Raw genomic sequence first — 19,363 nt, 5'->3', positions numbered from 1 at the left:
GAGCGGGCTTGCCCGCGAAGAGGCCGGTAAAACCAGCACATGTCATTCAGCCCTGCCGGTACTCCGGCAACTGCGCCAATCCTTCCTTGAGATAGTCCACCAACCGTCGCACCTTCGGCGACAGATGCCGCTGCTGCGGATACAGCGCCCACACCGCCGTATTCGGCGGCTGATGCCCTTCCAGCAACGACACCAGCGCGCCACTGTGCAGGTGCTCCAGCACGTAGTAGTCCGGCAGTTGGCACAAGCCCATCCCTTGCAACGCCGCATCCAGCACCGCCTGCCCGCTGTTGCAGCGCCAGTTGCCCTGCACCCGCTGGCTGAATTCACGGCCATCCTGCTGCAGCGCCCACAGGTCGGAACTGCCGATCAGGCAATTGTGCCGCGCCAGCTCCGACAGGCTGTGTGGCCGGCCATAGCGTTCCAGGTAGGCAGGCGAGGCACACAGGTACATGCGCCGCGGCGCCAGGCGCGTGGCCACCAGCCGCGAGTCCTGCAGGCGGCCCAGGCGGATCGCCATGTCCATGCCTTCATGCAGCAGGTCGAGGGTGCGGTTGCTCAGTTCCACTTCGACCCGCAATTGCGGGTATTGCGCCATGAATCGCGTCACCAGCGGCACGATGAAGCGTTCGCCATAAGCCACCGCACAGGTCATGCGCAGCAAGCCCTTCGGTTCGCTGGCCAGGTCGCCCATGGCGCGCAACGCCTCTTCACGGCCATCCTGCAGACGCTGGCAATGCTGGAGGAAGGTCTGCCCAGCCTCGCTCAAGGTCACCCGCCGGGTGCTGCGGTACAGCAGGCGGGTCTGCAGGCGCTCTTCAAGGCGGGCGATCTGCCGGCTGACATGGGACGAGGAAACCCCCAGGCGCTCGGCGGCCGCCGTGAACTGGCCTGACTCGGCCACGGCGACGAACTCGTCGATGCCTTCCCAGCGACTGCTCATGGATTATCCCTGTATGGCAATAATGTTTTTTAGTTGGCCGGATTATTCATCAAATAGGCATGAATTACACTGCGGGACTGATATCGACACTCTGTCTGGAGACCCATGATGATCAAGTCCCGTGCTGCCGTAGCCTTCGAGGCCAAGAAACCCCTGGAAATCGTCGAAGTCGACGTGGCCATGCCCAAGGCCGGTGAAGTGCTGTTGCGCGTGGTCGCCTCCGGGGTCTGCCACACCGACGCCTACACCCTGTCCGGTGCCGACCCGGAGGGCATCTTCCCGTCGATCCTCGGCCATGAGGGCGGGGCGATCGTCGAGGCGGTAGGCGAGGGCGTCACCTCGGTAGCGGTCGGTGACCATGTGATCCCGCTGTACACCCCGGAATGCGGCAAGTGCAAATTCTGCCTGTCGGGCAAGACCAACCTGTGCCAGGCGATCCGCGCCACCCAGGGCAAGGGCCTGATGCCCGACGGCACCAGCCGTTTCAGCCACAAGGGCCAGCAGCTGTTCCACTACATGGGCACCTCGACCTTCTCCGAGTACACAGTGCTGCCGGAAATCTCCGTGGCCAAGATCCAGAAGGAAGCGCCGCTGGAGAAGGTCTGCCTGCTCGGCTGCGGCGTGACCACCGGCATCGGTGCCGTGCTCAACACCGCCAAGGTCAAGCCAGGTGACACCGTGGCCATCTTCGGCCTGGGCGGCATTGGTTTGTCGGCGGTGATCGGTGCCGTCAAGGCCAAGGCCTCGCGCATCATCGCCATCGACATCAACCCGGCCAAGTTCGAGATCGCCCGCCAGCTGGGCGCCACCGACTGCATCAACCCCAAGGACTACGACCGCCCGATCCAGGAAGTCATCGTCGACCTGACCGACGGCGGCGTGGACTTCTCCTTCGAGTGCATCGGCAACGTGCAGCTGATGCGTGCGGCGCTGGAGTGCTGCCACAAGGGCTGGGGCGAGTCGGTGATCATCGGCGTGGCCGGTGCCGGCCAGGAAATCGCCACCCGTCCGTTCCAGCTGGTCACCGGCCGCGTGTGGCGCGGTTCGGCGTTCGGTGGCGTGCGTGGCCGCAGCGAACTGCCGAGCTACGTCGACATGGCCGAGAAGGGCGAGATCCCGCTGGATACCTTCATCACCCACACCATGGGCCTGGAGGACATCAACAAGGCCTTCGACCTGATGCACGAAGGCAAGAGCATCCGTAGCGTTATCCACTTCTGAGGCCCTTGCCATGACGCTGGAAAACATCTCCTGCCAGAAGAGCTTCGGCGGCTGGCACAAGCGCTACCGGCACAGCTCCAAGGTGCTCGGCTGCGACATGGTGTTCGCCGTGTACCTGCCGCCCCAGGCCGAGCAGGGCGAAAGACTGCCGGTGCTGTACTGGCTCAGCGGCCTGACCTGCACCGACGAGAACTTCATGCAGAAGGCCGGCGCCCAGCGCCTGGCCGCAGAGCTTGGGCTGATCATCGTTGCGCCTGATACCAGCCCGCGTGGCGAAGGGGTGCCAGGTGATCCGGAGGGTGCCTGGGACTTCGGCCTGGGGGCCGGCTTCTACCTCAACGCCACCCAGCAGCCCTGGGCCCAGCACTACCGTATGCATGACTACGTGGTGGACGAGCTGCCGGCACTGATCGAGGCGCACTTCCCGGCGTCCGATCAGCGCAGCATCAGCGGCCACTCCATGGGCGGGCATGGTGCGCTGGTCTGCGCCTTGCGCAACCCGGGGCGTTACCGCTCGGTGTCGGCGTTCTCGCCGATCAGCAACCCGATGGACTGCCCTTGGGGCGAGAAGGCCTTCAGCCGCTACCTGGGCGAAGACCGGGCGCGCTGGCGCGAGTGGGATGCCAGTGCGTTGCTGGCCGAGGCGGGTGAATGCCCGCCGCTGCTGGTGGACCAGGGTGACCGTGACGACTTCCTTGAGAAACAGCTCAAGCCAGAGGCATTGGAGCAGGCGGCCCGCAAGGGTGGGCATGGGCTGACCCTGCGTATGCAGCCGGGCTACGACCACAGCTACTACTTCATCGCCAGCTTCATCGATGAGCACCTGCGCCATCATGCGGTGGCACTGGGCAGGGTGTAACAGGTCAAAAACACATTGGATTCTTCGCGGGTGAACCCGCTCCCACAGGATTTTGCCGGCATCAGAATTTTCCGGTTCCTGTGGGAGCGGGTTCACCGGTGTGCCGGACCACCGCGAAGGGCTGCACAGCAGCCCCAATAGTGCATAAAGCAGGTAGAATCACGCCCTGTCTCAATCAGGGCGTTTTTCTATGCGTATTGGCCATGGCTACGATGTCCACCGTTTCGCCGACGGTGATTTCATTACCCTGGGCGGGGTGCGTATCCCCCACAAATACGGCCTGTTGGCCCATTCCGATGGTGACGTGCTGCTGCACGCCCTGAGCGATGCCCTGCTTGGCGCTGCGGCGCTGGGTGACATCGGCAAGCACTTCCCGGACACCGACCCGCAGTTCAAGGGCGCCGACAGCCGCGTGCTGCTGCGCCATGTGGTCGGCGTCGTGCGCAACAAGGGCTGGAAGGTCGGCAACGTCGACGCCACCATCGTCGCCCAGGCGCCGAAAATGGCCCCGCATATCGAGACCATGCGCCAGCGCATCGCCGAAGACCTGCAGGTCGAGCTCGACCAGGTCAACGTCAAGGCCACCACCGAAGAAAAACTGGGCTTCACCGGCCGTGAGGAGGGGATCGCCGTGCACGCGGTTGCCCTGTTGCTGTCGGTATGAACGAGATGCAACTGCTGGGGCCGCGTGCCTCGGGTGACGCGCTGGGCACCGCGGTGCTCAAGGCGGTGGCCGAAGACTTCCAGGTCGACGAAGTGCTCGACATCCCGTTGTCCGGCCAGGGCGAGCACCTGTGGCTGTGGGTCGAGAAGCGTGACCTCAACACCGAGGAAGCCGCCCGCCGCCTGGCGCGCGCTGCCGGTGTGCCGGTGCGTTCGATCAGCTATGCCGGCCTCAAGGATCGCCAGGCCCTGACCCGCCAGTGGTTCAGCCTGCACTTGCCGGGCAAGGCCGACCCCGACCTGTCCCGTGCCGAAGACGAAACCCTGCGCGTGCTCAAGCAAGTGCGCCACCAGCGCAAGCTGCAGCGCGGCGCCCATGCGGCCAACGGTTTCACGCTGCGCCTGACCGCCCTGCAGGCCGACCACCAGGCCCTCGATGCGCGCCTCGAGCAACTCAAGCAGCAGGGTGTGCCCAACTACTTCGGTAGCCAACGTTTCGGCCATGCCGGTGGCAACGTTTACGATGCCCAGGACTGGGCGGCGCGCCAGGCGCTGCCGGAGCAACGCAACGTGCGTTCACGCTTGCTTTCGGCGGGGCGCAGCTACCTGTTCAACCAGGTGCTGGCCACCCGCGTGGCCGATGGCAGCTGGCAGCGTGCCCAGGTTGGCGACCTGCTGGCCTTCACCGACAGCCGCAGCTTCTTCCCGGCGGGGGAGGCCGAGTGCAGCGATCCGCGCCTGGCGATTCTCGACCTGCACCCCACCGGCCCGCTGTGGGGCGAGGGCGATGCCCCGAGCAGTGGCGCCACGCTGGCGGTCGAATCGGCCCTCGCCGAACAGCACCCGGCACTGTGCCAATGGCTGGCCCGTGCGGGCATGGATCACGAACGGCGCATCCTGCGGCTCCCTATTGGGCGGCTGACGTGGCATTATCCCGAGCCTGATATCCTGCAACTGGAATTCGTCCTTCCGGCCGGATGCTTCGCCACCGTGGTGGTGCGCGAACTCGTCGATCTGGTGCCGGCAGGGCAGACGGACAGCCCATGCGTATTCTGATTTCGAATGACGACGGTGTTACCGCACCCGGCCTCGCCGCGCTGCATGCTGCGCTGGTGGATTACGCCGAGTGCGCGGTGATTGCCCCGGATCAAGACAAGAGCGGCGCCGGCAGTTCGCTGACGCTGGACCGGCCCCTGCACCCGCAGACATTGGCCAATGGCTTCATCAGCCTCAACGGCACGCCGACCGACTGCGTGCACCTGGGGCTCAACGGCCTGTTGCCGCACACCCCTGACATGGTGGTGTCCGGTATCAACCTGGGCGCCAACCTGGGCGATGACGTGCTGTATTCCGGCACGGTCGCCGCCGCCCTCGAAGGGCGCTTCCTGGGTGGTACGTCACTGGCCTTCTCGCTGCTCTCGCGGCAAACCGACAACCTGCCGGCGGCGGCCTACATCGCCCGTCGCCTGGTCGAGGCGCAGGCACGCCTGGAGCTGCCGCCACGCACCGTGCTCAACATCAACATCCCCAGCCTGCCGCTGGAGCATATCCGCGGCATCCAGCTTACCCGGCTGGGGCATCGGGCACGCGCGGCGGCACCGACCAAGGTGGTCAACCCGCGGGGCAAGGAAGGCTACTGGATCGCCGTGGCCGGCGATGCCGAAGACGGCGGGCCGGGCACCGACTTCCACGCGGTGATGCAAGGCTATGTGTCGATCACCCCGTTGCAGCTGGACCGCACCTTCAACGACGCCTTCGAACGCTTCGAGGGCTGGCTGGAGGGCGTGCTCTGATGCGCGAACAGGACGATCTGATGCGCCGTGGCATCGGCATGACCTCCCAGCGTACCCGGGAGCGGCTGATCCAGCGCCTGTGCGAGGAAGGTGTGTCGAACCCCAAGGTGCTCGACGTGATTCGCCGTACCCCGCGCCACCTGTTCGTCGACGAGGCACTGGCGCACCGTGCCTATGAAGACACCGCGCTGCCAATCGGCCACAACCAGACCATCTCGCAGCCGTTCATGGTTGCGCACATGAGTGAGCTGCTGCTGGAGGCGGGGCCGCTGGACAAGGTGCTGGAGATCGGCACCGGTTCGGGTTACCAGACCGCGATCCTGGCGCAACTGGTGGAGCGGGTGTTCTCGGTGGAGCGCATCAAGGTCCTGCAGGACCGTGCCAAGGAGCGTTTGGTCGAACTCAACCTGCGCAACGTGGTGTTCCGCTGGGGCGATGGCTGCGAAGGCTGGCCGGCGCTGGCGCCGTACAACGGCATCATCGTCACTGCCGTGGCGCCGGAGGTGCCCCAGGCGCTGCTGGACCAACTGGCACCTGGCGGGCGCATGGTGATCCCGGTCGGGCCGGCAGGGGAGGTGCAGCAATTGATGCTGATCGTGCGCGAAGAGCACGGCTTTTCGCGCCGGGTGCTGGGGGCGGTGCGCTTCGTGCCGTTGCTCAACGGCCCGTTGGCCTGACGAATACACGGAATATTTACGTCAGCAACGAATTCCCGCGCCCGGGCCCTGTCTATCTGGCGAGGTATCTGGCGTTCGCCGGTTCACCGCGAGCCACCCCAAGCGAGGCGGCTCGGGTATAATTGCAACATTATTGCATTTTGCATCGTCATCTTTCGGCACCATGAGGGGAGCGCGGGTGGGTCACACAGGCATTGGGCAGCGCAAGGAACGATCGGTTTTGAAGCTTGTGGTGATTGCGCTGGCCATGGGAACCCTGTTGGCTGGCTGCTCCAGTACCGGCTCGAGTGGTGCACGTGTGGTCGACCGTAACAACGCAGCGCCCAAGCGCCCGGCCGTCACCTCGGGGCAGTATGTCGTCAAGCCCGGCGACACGCTGTTCTCCATCGCCTTCCGCTACGGCTGGGATTACAAGGAGTTGGCGGCGCGCAACAATATCCCCGCGCCCTACACCATTCGCCCGGGCCAGCCGATTCGCTTCAGCAGCGGTACCGGTGGCAGCACTACGGTGGTCACCAGCAGCCCCTCGTCGTCGAGCAAGACCACGGTCATCCGCCGCCCTGTCGGCACCACTCCAGCTCCGGCGAACAATGGCAAATCGGCCACTTCGGCGTCTTCGTCTTCCTCGCAAACGGTTGCCCAGGTGCCCGCCGCAGAGCGCGCCGTTGGCGGCTGGACGTGGCCGGCGAACGGCGTGTTGATTGGAAAATTTGCTTCAAACGGCAGTTTGAATAAAGGCGTTGATATCGCCGGTGATTTGGGACAGCCTGTTTTTGCTGCCGCTGATGGTGCAGTGGTTTACGCGGGGAGTGGCTTGCGGGGCTACGGCGAGCTGATCATCATCAAGCACAGCGATACCTACGTCAGTGCCTACGGCCACAACCGCAGGCTTTTGGTTCGGGAGGGGCAGCAGGTCAAGGCAGGGCAGACGATCGCAGAGATGGGATCCACGGGCACTGATCGGGTGAAGCTGCATTTCGAGATTCGCCGCCAGGGTAAACCCGTCGACCCACTCCAGTTCCTGCCACGCCGTTGATCTTTGTCCCAGCCTGTTCCTCCGACGTAGAGGGGACAGGCTCCAGCGCTGCCACGGAGAGGTGACGCTCGAGTCTGAGTTCGAACTCAGCAAAGGACTATAACAATGGCTCTCAGTAAAGAAGTGCCGGAGTTTGACATCGACGATGAGCTCCTCCTGATGGAGACGGGCATCGTTTTGGAAACGGATGTGGTGTCAGACGAACCTGCTGTACCTTCGGTTCGGACCAAGTCGAAACAGAGCGCATCGCTCAAGCAGCACAAGTACATCGATTACAGCCGGGCGCTCGATGCCACCCAGCTGTATCTCAACGAAATCGGCTTCTCGCCTTTGCTCTCGCCAGAGGAAGAAGTGCATTTCGCGCGCCTGTCGCAGAAAGGCGACCCCGCAGGGCGCAAGCGCATGATCGAAAGCAACCTGCGCCTGGTGGTGAAGATCGCTCGTCGTTACGTCAATCGTGGCCTGTCGCTGCTCGACCTCATCGAGGAAGGCAACCTGGGCCTGATTCGTGCGGTCGAGAAGTTCGACCCCGAGCGCGGCTTCCGCTTCTCGACCTATGCCACCTGGTGGATCCGCCAGACCATCGAGCGGGCGATCATGAACCAGACCCGCACCATCCGCCTGCCGATTCACGTGGTCAAGGAGCTCAACGTCTACCTGCGTGCTGCGCGGGAGCTGACGCAGAAGCTCGACCATGAGCCGTCGCCGGAAGAGATCGCCAACCTGCTGGAGAAGCCGGTTGCCGAGGTCAAGCGCATGCTCGGTCTCAACGAGCGGGTCTCGTCGGTGGACGTCTCGCTGGGCCCGGACTCCGACAAGACGCTGCTGGACACGCTCACCGATGACCGCCCCACCGACCCTTGCGAGTTGCTGCAGGACGATGATCTGTCGCAAAGCATCGATCAATGGCTGGGCGAGTTGACCGACAAGCAGCGTGAGGTCGTGGTGCGTCGTTTCGGCTTGCGTGGCCATGAAAGCAGTACCCTGGAGGACGTAGGCCTGGAGATCGGCCTGACCCGTGAGCGGGTGCGGCAGATCCAGGTAGAGGGCCTCAAGCGCCTGCGCGAAATCCTCGAGAAGAACGGTTTGTCCAGCGAGTCCTTGTTCCAGTAGCACTGACGTAGCCACAAGAAACGCCCCGATAATCTCGGGGCGTTTTTGTTCGTGGAGGCTAAATGTTTAGTTATCTACCCTTGTGCTATCGCGTGTAAGCGATCGCTTACTTGTTGTGTAAGTAATCGTTGTAGGGGTTAGTAAATCAATGTCGTTTTCACTGACGTACTTTTTCTAAGTAGCTGAATATTAGGCTATTTTCTGGTGTTAACGATTGTGTCGCCTGAAATCTCTTGAGAGATTCGTCGCTTGCCGACCCCGTGGGAATCGCTAGTATTCGAACTGTGCCGACGGACAGGCACAGGCGCTCAGGATGAGTACCAGGACATCGCAGGAGGCGATTCATCAGGATGATGAGTGGGATATACAGGGACTACGGAAAAAATGTGGGCGGGTCATACCGCCCCTTTTTTTTGCCCGCTGAAAATCAAAAAAGGCCCGTTGCGGGCCTTTTTCGTATCTGGACGATCAGCGCTCCAGATCGGCGATCTTGCCTGGCTTGCCGTCCCACTCTTCAGCGTCGGGCAGGGCGTCCTTGCGCTCGGTGATGTTCGGCCAGATCTCCGCCAGTTCGGCGTTCAGCTCGATGAAGTTCTCCATGCCTGCCGGCACTTCGTCTTCAGAGAAGATGGCCTGGGCCGGGCACTCTGGCTCGCACAGTGCACAGTCGATGCACTCGTCCGGGTGAATCACCAGGAAATTCGGGCCTTCGTAGAAGCAGTCCACCGGACAGACTTCCACGCAGTCGGTGTACTTGCATTTGATGCAGTTGTCGGTGACGACGAAGGTCATTTCTAATTCTCTCCTCAGGCGACGGCAGCTTGCCCTTCCTTCCAGGGCAGCGCGGTTCACGGTGGTGGCTGCAGGCCAGGCTAATAACCTGCAGCGCTCGCGAACCGCGCCGGATTCTACCAGCTTGTTTGGGTGGCCGTTATAACAGGTTCTTCAGTTGATATAGCATTTCGATAGCTTGGCGCGGGGTCATGTCGTCCAGGTCCAGCTTACCCAGCTTTTCGATGGCCGGGTGTGGAAGGCTGGCGAACAGGTCGCTTTGGTGCGGCACGCCCGGCTCGCCCTTGCTCTTGCTGGCAATCGGCGTTTCATGGGGCAGGCTGGTGGTTTCCAACCGGCCCAGGTGCTCACGGGCACGTTGGATCACCGGCCCTGGTACACCCGCCAGTTGCGCCACGGCCAGGCCGTAGCTCTGGCTGGCAGGGCCAGGCAGTACGTGGTGCAGGAAGACGATACGTTCGTTGTGCTCGGTGGCGTTCAGGTGCACGTTGGCCACCAGCGGCTCGCTCTCCGGCAGCACGGTCAGCTCGAAATAGTGCGTGGCGAACAGCGTATAGGCGCGCAGCTGGGCCAGGCGCTCGGCGGCGGCCCAGGCCAGCGACAGGCCGTCGAACGTGCTGGTGCCGCGACCCACTTCGTCCATCAGTACCAGGCTGCGGTCGGTGGCGTTGTGCAGGATGTTGGCGGTCTCGCTCATCTCGACCATGAAGGTCGAGCGACCACCGGCCAGGTCATCGCTGGAGCCGATGCGGGTGAAGATGCGGTCGACCAGCGACAGCTCGCAGCGGGCGGCAGGCACGAAGCTGCCGATATGGGCCATCAGCACGATCAGGGCGGTCTGGCGCATGTAGGTGGACTTACCGCCCATGTTCGGGCCGGTAATGATCAGCATGCGCGTGCTGTTGTCGAGCCCCAGGTCATTGGCCACGAACGGCGTGGTCAGTACCTGCTCGACCACCGGGTGGCGGCCCTGCTCGATGCGCAGGCAAGGTTCGTCGACGAAGCTTGGGCAGTTCAGGTCCAGGTTCAGCGCGCGCTCTGCGAGGTTGCTCAGTACGTCCAGTTCAGCCAGGGCGGCAGCGCTGTCCTGCAGCGGTGCCAGGTGGCCGATCAGGGTTTCGAGCAGGGCGTCGTAGAGCATCTTCTCGCGGGCCAGGGCGCGGCTCTTGGCCGACAGCGCCTTGTCCTCGAAAGCCTTGAGCTCGGGGGTGATGAAGCGCTCGGCGCCCTTGAGCGTCTGGCGACGAATGTAATCGCCCGGCGCCTGCTCGGCCTGCTTGGTCGGCAGTTCGATGAAGTAACCGTGCACGCGGTTATAGCCGACCTTGAGGTTGGCCAGGCCCGTACGGGCTTTTTCGCGGGCTTCCAGGTCGATGAGGAACTGGCCGGCGTTCTCGCTCATCGCCAGCAACTCGTCGAGCTCGCTGTCGTAGCCGGTCTTGAGCACGCCGCCGTCGCGGATCACCGCCGGCGGGTTGTCGATGATCGCCCGCTCCAGCATGCCCGCCAGTTCGGGGTAGGTACCGGTGATGGCGGCCAGGCGCGCGAGGTGTGGTGCCTCAAGCTCGGCCATGGCGTTCTGCAGCTCGGGCAGGGCGCCGAGGGCGTCGCGCAGGCGCGCAAGGTCTCGTGGGCGCGCGTTGCGCAGGCCGATACGCGCCAGGATGCGTTCGAGGTCACCGATCTCCTTGAGCTGCGGCTGCAGCTTTTCGAAGCGGTAGCCGTCGAGCAGGCAACGGATCGAGTCCTGGCGCGCCTTGAGCACTTTGAGGTCGCGTAGCGGGCGGTTCAGCCAACGGGTCAGCAGGCGGCTGGCCATGGCGGTCTGGCAACGGTCGAGCACCGACTGCAGGGTGTTGTCGCGGCCACCGGCCAGGTTGATGTCCAACTCCAGGTTGCGGCGGCTGGCGGCGTCGAGGATGACGGTGTCGTCCATGCGCTCGTGGCGCAGGCTGCGCAGGTGGGGCAGGGCGGTACGCTGGGTTTCCTTGGCGTAGGTCAGCAGGCAACCGGCAGCGCCGATGGCCAGGGTCAGCTTGTCGCAACCGAAGCCCTTGAGGTCCTTGGTTGCAAATTGCTGGCACAGGCTCTTGCGCGCCGAGTCACGGTCGAAGTCCCACGGCGCACGGCGGCGAGCGCCCGGGCGCTTCTCGGCCGGCAGGCCCTGGGGCCAGTCATCGGGGATCAGCAGTTCGACCGGGTTGATGCGCTCAAGCTCCGCCAGCAGGTTCTCCCAGCCCTTGATTTCCTGCACGCTGAAGTTGCCGCTGGTGATGTCCAGCACCGCCAGGCCAAACAGGCGCTCATCGCCCAGCAGGGCGGCGATCAGGTTGTCCCGGCGCTCGTCGAGCAGGGCCTCGTCGCTGATCGTGCCGGGGGTGATGATACGCACCACCTGGCGCTCCACCGGGCCCTTGCTGGTGGCCGGGTCGCCGATCTGTTCGCAGATCACCACCGATTCGCCGAGCTTGACCAGCTTGGCCAGGTAGCCTTCCAGCGAATGGAACGGAATCCCGCACATGGGGATCGACTGGCCCGCCGACTGGCCGCGGGCGGTCAGGGTGATATCCAGCAGTTTCGCGGCTTTCTTCGCATCTTCGTAGAAGATCTCGTAGAAATCGCCCATGCGGTAGAACATCAGCTGGTCCAGGTGCTGGTTTTTCAGCTTCCAGTACTGCTGCATCATCGGGGTGTGTGCGGAGAAATCGGAAATTGCCTTGTTCATCAGCGGTTTAGAAGCTTTCTCGGGGTTTCGTGGGGCAATTATGGGGCAAAAACCTTAAGGCGGGCAGTGCTCGAGTAGTATCGAGCTTCAGGCTCTGCATTTTTGACCAAGCTCCGGCTTGGCTGGGGATCATACCATGACCGGCTATCTTTTCTTTTGCGCAAAGCTGAGAAGGGGGGGCTCCGGGAGCTACAAACCTCAATCGGCATGGTAGGATTGAGCACATTTTAGTCCACCCTTCTTTGCCTTGGTTAGCGTATGAGACGCCTCGATAAATGTGAACGGAATCGCCATAAACGGTTGACTAGGCTTGCTCCCCTCAGGGAGTGGAGGCGTTTCGCGCGGAAAGCTAAATCGAGCTCCCGTAGCGAGAGGGCCCGCGAGCGTGTTTCTGATCGAACGAATAGAAAGTTCAGCAATCGTAAGGTTGTATTGCCGGCAGAAATCAGTCTGAACCGTGCAGCTCACAGAGGGTTGCTGTTGGAGGCGTTGAGGTCGCTTAGAGAGCATCTATGCAACGAAGATGTCTCTATGGTCACCATTGACTTTTCCAAGGTGACCCAGCTTCTACCTTGTGGAACCATCCTCTTGATAGCGGAGTTGGAGCGATTCCTGGAGGACCCCAGGTACAAGTCAAGAATAACTGCTACCTACCCAGAGGATGAAGTGGTCGAGCAGTTATTCCAGCACGTATCTATTCTGGAAAAGCTTGGATGCCCACCTCGTATTAAAAAAATTGACAGTGAGAAGGTTGTAGTTTGGCTCTATCAGAGTGGCACTGAGGGTAACTTAGACTCGGTTGTTGGCAATTTGCCAGCCTTGCTTACTAGTGGTCGAAATATGGAACTCCGTATTGCCGTGAATAGCGGAATGGCGGAGGCGGTGGCTAACTCCAGCGAGCACGCGTATATAAGCAAGCGGCCAGATGGTATGGAGATTGATTCTCCAACCAAGTGGTGGATCTTCGCGAAGCAAGAGAATGACGAGATATTCTTAGTTATCTGTGATCTCGGGGTTGGCATCCCTGGCTCTCTTCCCGAGACACGTGGCGAAGAGTTGGAGAATTTTGTAAAGACCATGATTGGCAAAAAGCGTGAGGATCACCAGCTTATTAAGTTTGCGATGAAGTTGGGAAGGTCGAGAACCAATCTTAATCACCGTGGTCAAGGTCTCAAGGATATTTTGAAAGTGGTTACAACCCAAAGGGTGGGAAGCTTGGGTATTTACAGTAATAAGGGCGTCTATAATCATGACGGCCCTACCGCACGAACTTTTGGTTGCAGCGAACCAGAAAGTATCATGGGTACAGTGGTTCAATGGAGGGTCCCTGTAGCGGCCTTCAATCTCGCTGGTCAGGACGGGATAAATGAGTGATATTATGATCAATGTGAGCCAGTCTTTTACGAAAATGCCATGCGTTCGTAACAGGGATGATGGTGATTTTTCAGGTCAAGAGTTTCGAGAGGACGTGCTGGTTCCAGCACTCAGTACCGGATCGAAGGTAATCGTCGATTTGCGAGGTGTTTTGGCATTGGGTTCTTCGTTTCTAGATGAAGCCTTTGCGGGACTTGTGCGGAATCATGGATTTACCGCTAAAGATCTACATAAGCGTCTTGAAGTGAAGTTCGAGTTGCAGAGCTATATTGATGATATATGGCGCCGCATCGATAGCGCTCGGGGAGCTTAAAGAGTGGCTGATCAGGCAGCGAGTGTTGCGGTGCAATTTGAGTACTGGGAGCTGGCTAGGGTTTTGGTTCCTGCGGCTCTAGTCATGATTGGATGGTTTTTTGTTTCCAGAGATAATGATAAGCGTGAGACGCGAAAGGAGAAGCGTCAATTCTTAGATAGGACTATTAAGCTTTTAGAAGATATTCAAGGTGACTCCGTTTCGTATTTCTTAACGGACGATCAGGCTGAGGCGCAAAAATTAAGCTCAAAAATTGATCCTGCGCTCATGCGAGTTGAGACTGCCCTTTCTCATCTCAAGCTTCCAGGAGGGCAGGGTGCGTGCATAGACGCGACTGTGGTCCGTGATAAGGTGACTGGGCATAATGCATGGAGGGCTGCACAGAAAACTGCGCTTGCGCCCGACTGCGTCACAATTTATCAAGTTAATGTTGCGTTTGCAGAGTTGATTGCCTCGTTAGAGGCTGCTTACGCTAAAACGTTTCAAAAATAAGCCCGCGTTGCGGGCTTTACTAATCCAGCTACCGTTGAGCGCGTTTTATTCCTTCCCAGATTTGCCGTAATTCCTCCTCCGATTCATCGTCCATCCATTTTGCGTAGACCTCCACCAGCATCGTGAAGTCTTTGTGCCCCATCTGCTTCGCAATGAATGCTAGATTGCCACGGGCTGTCAGACACCAGCATGCGTAGGTGTGTCGGGTCTGGTACGGCCGCCTCGGGCGAATTCCGGCACGCCGTTGTATCCCTGCCCACTTGGTATTCCACGCGGTTGAAACGAACCACTCATTGATTACCCGTTTCCTCGCCTGAGTGCTTGGCGATAGAAGTGGGGTGACCGAATCGTCTCGCCATTCATGCCGGTTGTGGTACACGCGAATGTCCCGCTGGGGGTGCTTGGCCACGATGGCAATCAGTGTTCGGCACGCCTCGATCGCGGGCTCCATCAACAGCACCGTGCGGGGCTTGCCTGTCTTGGGGAGCTTGAATGTGCCGTCGGCGGTGATCGCCCTGGTTACTTCGATCTTTCCGGCTTGCAGGTCGATGTCTTCCACGGCCAGCGCGCAGAGTTCACCAGGTCTCAGGCCGGTGTAGATGGCAAGCGTGGTTGCCGCGACATCTTGAGGGTGCAGGCAGCCTTTCGTTATGAGCAGGTCGAACTCTTCATGCGTCAGTGGATCCGGCTCTTTCTCGCTCATGGCAAAGCGTGTGCACGCAGCAGCGAGCCCGGCCACGCAATACTTGTTGCTCTCGCACCAGGTGAGAAAGCCGGCGAAGGTGGCCAAGTAATGGTTGGCGGTCGATGGTGCGCGGGTCTCAATCAGTCGTGCGCGGAGTAAGTGGATATCCTCGGGCAGCAGGACGCCTGCCAGTCGATCCTTACCCACCAGCTCGACGCATATATCGATGGCGTAGGCATATTTCTCCTCAGTCATGGGGGTGATGTCGATCGCCTTGAGCGGCTTGTAGCGTTCCGCTAAGGCTTCCAGGCGCTCGTCCTTCGCGCTGCTGTAGTTCCCGGCATGCTTCGAGTTCGGGAAGTGGCGCCCGTACTCGAAGGTGTTGGTCTTGATCTCATGAAGAATTGCCGCCCTGAGCAGGGCGGCGTGTTTGATGTTGGCCTTGGTCACCGGCAGGCCAAGGGACTCACGGCAGCGGATGCGGCGCCACATGAAGACGATCCGCAAGTTGCCGCCGTGTATCTCGATGCCAGTGTGTTTGGCCAGCTCGGCCTCTAGGCCACTTGTGATGCGCTCTCGGCCCACTTGTCGTACTCAGCAATGTTGATGGTAATGCGGCCGTCGGGCGCCTTTCGCCAGATTCGGCCCTGTGCCCAGGTCCCGTTCTTCACCTTGTGCCGAATTGCGTCTTCGGAGTAGCCGGTGAGCTCGGCGGCACGGTTGATCAATACCCAGCGCGGGCTCATAGCGTCACCCTCTTGAATTCGACCACCCAGACCCAGGGATTGGCATCCCAGTCGCCACCCGTTGAATTCCAGAGGCCCGCAAACCCAAGGATTTCCGCTTCCCGGCACAGGTGTCGGACAGGTGATGTCTCCAGGTGCTGGCGGCAGATCTCGCCGTCGACCCCTTCAGCTACCGCCTGGTCAGGTGTGATTGCCTGCAGGCGTTCAACGCGCACGTCGGTGATTTCAAGAAGCATGCGGCTGGCCCAGCGTGGCATATGGATGCTCGGGGTCCAGCCCGTGTAGCCATTCTCGGCTGCCCAGTTGCTGCCGTGTTCTGGGTCGGGCTGCAGACAGCGGTAGGGGTGGGCATGGCTGTGATAGACCACTGGGTAAGGCCCGTCAGCTCGATAGATTGTTCGGTAGGTGACGCCGGGCGGGCCAGGAATACCTGCTTGTCCAGCTTGTGAGTAGCGGCCGTCCGCCACCTGTACGGGATGAACGTCTTGCCAGCTTTCGCGCACCCACAGGCGGTCGCCTGGCTGGCCGAATGGGCATTTGAACTCCCAGCCATTGCTGGGCACTCTGTTCAAGTGACCATGCTTGGGCCTCCAGTACCAATTAACGGTTGCGGGACCGTGAGGATAGTCACGGCGCGGGATTGCGTCGGTTACCGGTACGCCAGGCTGATGCTTGACCGCCCGGCGCGTGACCGTCTTCCGGCCTTCCAGCAGCGCGCGGATCATGGTGCCGTTGAATAGGATTGGGCGCTCTTTCATGGCTTGCACTCCAGAGCGGCGTCGACCGGGCGTATATCGCCAAGCATGCGTGCGTTTAGGTGGCCCTGGTGGTCGCGAACGCGAACGAAAACGCGGTGCACGCTTGGGTCCGGGCGATGGTTTTCCCAAACGTAATAGCCGACCACGGTGTGCTCTACCCACTTGTTTTCGCGAGCAAGGTAGATCAGCGCTTCGCTGCCGATTGATGGGAGAAGGTTGCCCTCCACCGGTGGCAGCAGCGCATCCTGCTCGGCGAGATGGGGGCGGGCGAAGAGTGGCCCGAGTTTGGCGACTTCATCCAAGCACTTGTTCCAGCCTTCACGCACGCCAGGCGCCCACGGATGGTGGGGTTCTGTGATGTTTCCGGTTGGCATTCGCGCAGGCAACGCCACTGGCCCTACCCCGTGCTGCTTGGCCGTTGGCGTCAGGATGCGATCCAGTTCGTCAGCAACGTCCTGCATGCCAACTGCAGCTGCTGCGTCGAGGGCTTGCTCCAAAAGTTCGCGGGGCACGCAGAGCATTTGATTGGTGTTGTTCATGGCTGCACCTCCAGAACATGTCTATGGTGGAAGTGCCTGGCCTTCCCGGTTTTCACATTGGTGCCGAAAAGCTCGCCTGGCCTGCTCCAATAAGCACCGTGACCAGTGATTTCCACGGTAATGAGATGGCCTCCTACATCGGCCAGCACTTTGGCCCCCTTGGGGTATGTGTGCTGGACTGCTGCGGAGTATCGGCGATTGGCAAAGTCAGCTGCCCTCATGGCGTCCTGCGCGTCGTTCATGTCGACGGCCAGATCTGCGAGATCCGGAGTTTCGACCAGAATGGCTGAGTCGATCTGTTGCTCGCCGTTACGGGTCGCATCTAGCTTTGATTGGTACAGCCCGCCTGAGCCACACCAGATGGTCATTGGTGTCAGTCGATAAGCGGCTAGCTCCGACATCTGCCGGAACACCTCTTGGGCGATCAGCTCTGTGCTCATGTCGTGGAGGTGGCGAACTGATGAAAGTGCGTGCTCAAGCGAGGTCGCGGTGAAGATGATGTGTTGAGTGCGGCTCATGCTGCCTCCCGCTGTGCGACGCTCAGGCCCACGGCAATGGGGCGGACCCAGATCGGTATGCTGCTGAGCATGAAGGTTTCGCCCTGGGCAGCCAGGAGCAAGGTGGTGCCCATCACGTGGGCAATTGCTTCCGCTGCGGCCGGCGGCACCGCATTACCGATTCGCTCGCGCCAGGCCTGATCACTCAGGCCATCGAGTTCCAGTTGTTCCTCGGGCTCCACCAGGCTTTGCAGAGCAGCCAGTTCCAGGGTGGTGAAAGGCCGGTGCCAGGTGCCGTCGAGCGATTCGATAACGCAGGTGAGGCGGTCGTTTGCTTCTGGTAGGCGTGGATCTGCAACGCTCCAGCGCCCGTTGTCGTGCATGGCGCTGGCGGAGACCGCGCCGGCCGGGCCAGACCATGGGACCACGCCGTAATGGCCACCGGTCAGGTAGGCATCTCCCTTGGTGCGACGCATGCCCGGGCGCGGGTCCTGAACAGCGAATGCGCCTTGCCCAGTGGTGCTTCCGGCGATCACTGTGCCGGCCGAGCTGGCGTATGGTGTTACCAGGTACTTGCCGAAGCCGTTACCCGCCCGCCGAGGGTCAGCAACGCTGAACGTCCCTTGGCCTGGGCTCTTGACGCCTATCACAGCGCCGCTGGTGTCTTGCCAGCGCCGCACGCCGTACTGCTGGTACTGCAGGGCCCCGGCCTTGGCTCGCGGGTCGGCAACCGAGAACTTGCCATTGGTTGGCCCGCTGCGGGCCGCCACGGTGCCAGCCGACTCGGCCCAGTCGTGTACGCCCAGGAAGCCGTCGCGAAACTGGGGCACGATGATCAGGTCGCGCAGGTAGCCATCCTCGATCGACAGGTCGTTCAGGCTGCGCCAGTCTTTGCCTGCTTCGACCAGGGCCAGGCGAACCCAGGTCTTCCACTGCAGGGCCGGTACCCGGTGCATCGGGCCGGCCTGTTCGATATCGCCGGCCAGCGGCATGCGCCCGAGGACATCGCCGACAGCGCGTAGGTTCTTCTTCTCTGGCTCGTACAGGAACGGTGGCACTTTCTCGACGTGGCGAGCTACCAGCAGGAAGCGTTTGCGGCTCTGAGCCAGACCACCGATCACCCCGCAGTCGTGGGTAGTCTCGGCAACCGCATAGCCGAAGTGGCTGAGCAGTGCGCCGATCTGGTCCAGCAGGTGTCGGCCGCGGCTGGCCAGGCGGGGGACGTTCTCGAACACCAGCAGCGGCACGGGGTCATCCTTCCAGGCCTCGCCGAACAGCCAGATGCAGCGCAAGGTCAGTTCGTTCAGGGCTTGGTACTTGGGAGTGAGGCTCATCGACTCGGACAACAGGCCACTTGCGCCCTTGCACGGAGAGCTGATGAACACGGCATCGGGACGCTGTCCGCCAGCAGCGCGGCGGATGTCCTCCGGCGTGGCTTCCCGCCATCCTGGTGGCGGTTCTTTGCCATGGAAGCGGATGTATTGGTCGCGGGTGAAAAGATCGATCAGTGTTCCCTTCACGCCAGACAAGCGCTCGAAGTCAGCCAGCCCGGCGGGGTCGACATCGACGCCGCCAATGCACTGCCAGTCGGCCTGCAGGTTGCCGACGATCGCTTCGACCAAGCTGGCCGACAAGGCGACGGTGCAAGCCGCGCTGACGAAGGCCAAGGGGGTTCACGATCTCTGCGTCGCGGCGCGCTTGCCTGAATTGACCAAGGAATACGTAGCCGCCGGCCTGGATGCCGAAGCGGTGCGGGCGCGGTTGTTCGAGAAGCTGGTCAGCGCCGGCAAGGGCTTCGAGATCAACAACAGTTTGCCGCCGGCCGATGACGAGCCGGAGAAGGTCAGGGCGCAACTACCCAAGGGGGTGAGGCGTGATCACGATCAACCGCGAAAAGGCCGAAACCATCGTGCGTGACCGGCTTCGCCAGGAGCGTGACCCTAGGCTTGCTGAGCTGGACATTGCATATGTGCGTGCGCTGGAAACTGGGAGCGATACCACTGTCATTGCTGAGCAGAAGAAGGCTTTGCGTGATGTGCCGGAGTGCGATTTGAGTGGGCTTTCGTTCGTTGAGCTGTCGGCCCTCACGCTCGACCAGGCGCTTGCCTTGTAGTGGGTTCAATGACGCCCTGCACTG

At 61.6% G+C, this 19,363-nt stretch carries 21 protein-coding genes and 1 pseudogene; 13 read left to right on the top strand and 9 right to left on the bottom strand.

The window, feature by feature from the left end; all coding sequences use genetic code 11:
- Window positions 1–46: 46 nt before the first annotated feature.
- The gene (locus tag L6D77_RS04140) at window positions 47–943 is read right to left on the bottom strand and encodes a LysR substrate-binding domain-containing protein (RefSeq protein ID WP_232880449.1); all 897 of its coding nucleotides are present in this window, start codon (window positions 941–943) and stop codon (window positions 47–49) included.
- A gap of 108 nt (window positions 944–1,051) precedes the next feature.
- On the opposite strand from L6D77_RS04140, the gene L6D77_RS04135 reads away from it, so the two are divergent.
- The 8 genes from L6D77_RS04135 (at window position 1,052) to rpoS (ending at window position 8,305) form a co-directional block, all read left to right on the top strand.
- Window positions 1,052–2,164, top strand: a complete 1,113-nt coding sequence (locus L6D77_RS04135; RefSeq protein ID WP_232880452.1) for an S-(hydroxymethyl)glutathione dehydrogenase/class III alcohol dehydrogenase — start codon at window positions 1,052–1,054, stop codon at window positions 2,162–2,164.
- Between the two features lie 10 nt (window positions 2,165–2,174).
- On the top strand, window positions 2,175–3,023 hold the full coding sequence (gene fghA, locus L6D77_RS04130; RefSeq protein WP_232880456.1) for an S-formylglutathione hydrolase: 849 nt from the start codon (window positions 2,175–2,177) through the stop codon (window positions 3,021–3,023).
- A 190-nt stretch (window positions 3,024–3,213) separates the two neighbouring features.
- Entirely contained in the window at window positions 3,214–3,687 is a 474-nt protein-coding gene (gene ispF / locus L6D77_RS04125; RefSeq protein ID WP_232880458.1) for a 2-C-methyl-D-erythritol 2,4-cyclodiphosphate synthase, read from the top strand.
- A complete protein-coding gene (gene truD / locus L6D77_RS04120) occupies window positions 3,684–4,742 on the top strand; it encodes a tRNA pseudouridine(13) synthase TruD (protein WP_232880459.1) in 1,059 nt (352 codons plus the stop codon). Before ispF ends, truD begins: the two co-directional genes overlap by 4 nt.
- Window positions 4,730–5,479, top strand: a complete 750-nt coding sequence (gene surE / locus L6D77_RS04115; protein ID WP_232880460.1) for a 5'/3'-nucleotidase SurE — start codon at window positions 4,730–4,732, stop codon at window positions 5,477–5,479. The genes truD and surE overlap by 13 nt, the downstream gene beginning before the upstream one ends.
- A gap of 38 nt (window positions 5,480–5,517) precedes the next feature.
- Window positions 5,518–6,156 (top strand): protein-L-isoaspartate(D-aspartate) O-methyltransferase, encoded by a 639-nt coding sequence (locus L6D77_RS04110; protein WP_232881027.1) that lies wholly within the window; start codon window positions 5,518–5,520, stop codon window positions 6,154–6,156.
- A 178-nt stretch (window positions 6,157–6,334) separates the two neighbouring features.
- On the top strand, window positions 6,335–7,192 hold the full coding sequence (locus L6D77_RS04105; RefSeq protein WP_232880462.1) for a peptidoglycan DD-metalloendopeptidase family protein: 858 nt from the start codon (window positions 6,335–6,337) through the stop codon (window positions 7,190–7,192).
- 105 nt (window positions 7,193–7,297) lie between these two features.
- Window positions 7,298–8,305: an RNA polymerase sigma factor RpoS gene (gene rpoS, locus L6D77_RS04100; RefSeq protein ID WP_232880465.1), complete on the top strand. Its 1,008-nt coding sequence runs from the start codon at window positions 7,298–7,300 to the stop codon at window positions 8,303–8,305.
- A 468-nt stretch (window positions 8,306–8,773) separates the two neighbouring features.
- On the opposite strand, the gene fdxA is transcribed toward rpoS, so the two are convergent.
- Entirely contained in the window at window positions 8,774–9,097 is a 324-nt protein-coding gene (gene fdxA, locus L6D77_RS04095) for a ferredoxin FdxA (protein WP_016392282.1), read from the bottom strand.
- Window positions 9,098–9,236: 139 nt separating this feature from the next.
- The gene (gene mutS, locus L6D77_RS04090) at window positions 9,237–11,810 is read right to left on the bottom strand and encodes a DNA mismatch repair protein MutS (RefSeq protein WP_232881038.1); all 2,574 of its coding nucleotides are present in this window, start codon (window positions 11,808–11,810) and stop codon (window positions 9,237–9,239) included.
- 543 nt (window positions 11,811–12,353) lie between these two features.
- Between mutS and L6D77_RS04085 the strand changes: the two genes are divergently transcribed.
- From L6D77_RS04085 to L6D77_RS04075, 3 genes are read left to right on the top strand one after another with little or no spacing between them, the layout of a single operon-like run.
- Complete coding sequence (locus tag L6D77_RS04085; protein ID WP_232880468.1) at window positions 12,354–13,196, top strand: hypothetical protein; 843 nt, start codon at window positions 12,354–12,356, stop codon at window positions 13,194–13,196.
- Window positions 13,189–13,509, top strand: a complete 321-nt coding sequence (locus L6D77_RS04080; RefSeq protein ID WP_232880471.1) for an STAS-like domain-containing protein — start codon at window positions 13,189–13,191, stop codon at window positions 13,507–13,509. The genes L6D77_RS04085 and L6D77_RS04080 overlap by 8 nt, the downstream gene beginning before the upstream one ends.
- A 3-nt stretch (window positions 13,510–13,512) precedes the next feature.
- A complete protein-coding gene (locus tag L6D77_RS04075; RefSeq protein WP_232880474.1) occupies window positions 13,513–14,001 on the top strand; it encodes a hypothetical protein in 489 nt (162 codons plus the stop codon).
- A gap of 28 nt (window positions 14,002–14,029) precedes the next feature.
- On the opposite strand, the gene L6D77_RS04070 is transcribed toward L6D77_RS04075, so the two are convergent.
- The 6 genes from L6D77_RS04070 to L6D77_RS04045 are packed head-to-tail and all read right to left on the bottom strand — an operon-like array spanning window position 14,030 to window position 18,848.
- Window positions 14,030–15,271: a site-specific integrase gene (locus tag L6D77_RS04070; protein ID WP_232880477.1), complete on the bottom strand. Its 1,242-nt coding sequence runs from the start codon at window positions 15,269–15,271 to the stop codon at window positions 14,030–14,032.
- Window positions 15,241–15,432, bottom strand: a complete 192-nt coding sequence (locus tag L6D77_RS04065) for an excisionase (protein WP_232880479.1) — start codon at window positions 15,430–15,432, stop codon at window positions 15,241–15,243. Before L6D77_RS04065 ends, L6D77_RS04070 begins: the two co-directional genes overlap by 31 nt.
- The gene (locus L6D77_RS04060; RefSeq protein WP_373870565.1) at window positions 15,429–16,199 is read right to left on the bottom strand and encodes a hypothetical protein; all 771 of its coding nucleotides are present in this window, start codon (window positions 16,197–16,199) and stop codon (window positions 15,429–15,431) included. The genes L6D77_RS04065 and L6D77_RS04060 overlap by 4 nt, the downstream gene beginning before the upstream one ends.
- Window positions 16,187–16,729, bottom strand: coding sequence for a hypothetical protein (locus tag L6D77_RS04055; RefSeq protein WP_232880484.1), 543 nt, complete (start codon window positions 16,727–16,729; stop codon window positions 16,187–16,189). The genes L6D77_RS04060 and L6D77_RS04055 overlap by 13 nt, the downstream gene beginning before the upstream one ends.
- Entirely contained in the window at window positions 16,726–17,247 is a 522-nt protein-coding gene (locus L6D77_RS04050; protein ID WP_232880486.1) for a hypothetical protein, read from the bottom strand. The genes L6D77_RS04055 and L6D77_RS04050 overlap by 4 nt, the downstream gene beginning before the upstream one ends.
- A complete protein-coding gene (locus L6D77_RS04045) occupies window positions 17,244–18,848 on the bottom strand; it encodes a DNA cytosine methyltransferase (RefSeq protein ID WP_232880489.1) in 1,605 nt (534 codons plus the stop codon). Before L6D77_RS04045 ends, L6D77_RS04050 begins: the two co-directional genes overlap by 4 nt.
- Between L6D77_RS04045 and L6D77_RS04040 the strand changes: the two are divergent.
- Both L6D77_RS04040 and L6D77_RS04035 read left to right on the top strand, forming a co-directional pair.
- Window positions 18,829–19,143: pseudogene (locus tag L6D77_RS04040) on the top strand (head maturation protease, ClpP-related); the annotation flags it as partial. The gene L6D77_RS04045 and the pseudogene L6D77_RS04040 sit on opposite strands and share 20 nt — an antisense overlap.
- Entirely contained in the window at window positions 19,100–19,339 is a 240-nt protein-coding gene (locus tag L6D77_RS04035; protein WP_232880491.1) for a hypothetical protein, read from the top strand. The pseudogene L6D77_RS04040 and the gene L6D77_RS04035, both read left to right, overlap by 44 nt.
- The last annotated feature ends 24 nt before the right edge of the window (window positions 19,340–19,363 follow it).

Source organism: Pseudomonas parasichuanensis (assembly GCF_021601385.1).
Taxonomy (GTDB): domain Bacteria; phylum Pseudomonadota; class Gammaproteobacteria; order Pseudomonadales; family Pseudomonadaceae; genus Aquipseudomonas; species Aquipseudomonas parasichuanensis.
This window is presented reverse-complemented; position numbering and strand designations above follow the sequence as displayed.

Bases quoted from the DNA above. Each gene is read 5' to 3' on its own strand.
- L6D77_RS04085 (WP_232880468.1), top strand. From the start codon at position 12,354: ATGGTCACCATTGACTTTTCCAAGGTGACCCAGCTTCTACCTTGTGGA.
- fghA (WP_232880456.1), top strand. From the start codon at position 2,175: ATGACGCTGGAAAACATCTCCTGCCAGAAGAGCTTCGGCGGCTGGCAC.
- fdxA (WP_016392282.1), bottom strand. From the start codon at position 9,097: ATGACCTTCGTCGTCACCGACAACTGCATCAAATGCAAGTACACCGAC.
- L6D77_RS04055 (WP_232880484.1), bottom strand. From the start codon at position 16,729: ATGAACAACACCAATCAAATGCTCTGCGTGCCCCGCGAACTTTTGGAG.
- truD (WP_232880459.1), top strand. From the start codon at position 3,684: ATGAACGAGATGCAACTGCTGGGGCCGCGTGCCTCGGGTGACGCGCTG.
- surE (WP_232880460.1), top strand. From the start codon at position 4,730: ATGCGTATTCTGATTTCGAATGACGACGGTGTTACCGCACCCGGCCTC.
- ispF (WP_232880458.1), top strand. From the start codon at position 3,214: ATGCGTATTGGCCATGGCTACGATGTCCACCGTTTCGCCGACGGTGAT.
- L6D77_RS04080 (WP_232880471.1), top strand. From the start codon at position 13,189: ATGAGTGATATTATGATCAATGTGAGCCAGTCTTTTACGAAAATGCCA.
- L6D77_RS04050 (WP_232880486.1), bottom strand. From the start codon at position 17,247: ATGAGCCGCACTCAACACATCATCTTCACCGCGACCTCGCTTGAGCAC.
- L6D77_RS04140 (WP_232880449.1), bottom strand. From the start codon at position 943: ATGAGCAGTCGCTGGGAAGGCATCGACGAGTTCGTCGCCGTGGCCGAG.
- rpoS (WP_232880465.1), top strand. From the start codon at position 7,298: ATGGCTCTCAGTAAAGAAGTGCCGGAGTTTGACATCGACGATGAGCTC.
- L6D77_RS04110 (WP_232881027.1), top strand. From the start codon at position 5,518: ATGACCTCCCAGCGTACCCGGGAGCGGCTGATCCAGCGCCTGTGCGAG.
- L6D77_RS04135 (WP_232880452.1), top strand. From the start codon at position 1,052: ATGATCAAGTCCCGTGCTGCCGTAGCCTTCGAGGCCAAGAAACCCCTG.
- L6D77_RS04065 (WP_232880479.1), bottom strand. From the start codon at position 15,432: ATGAGCCCGCGCTGGGTATTGATCAACCGTGCCGCCGAGCTCACCGGC.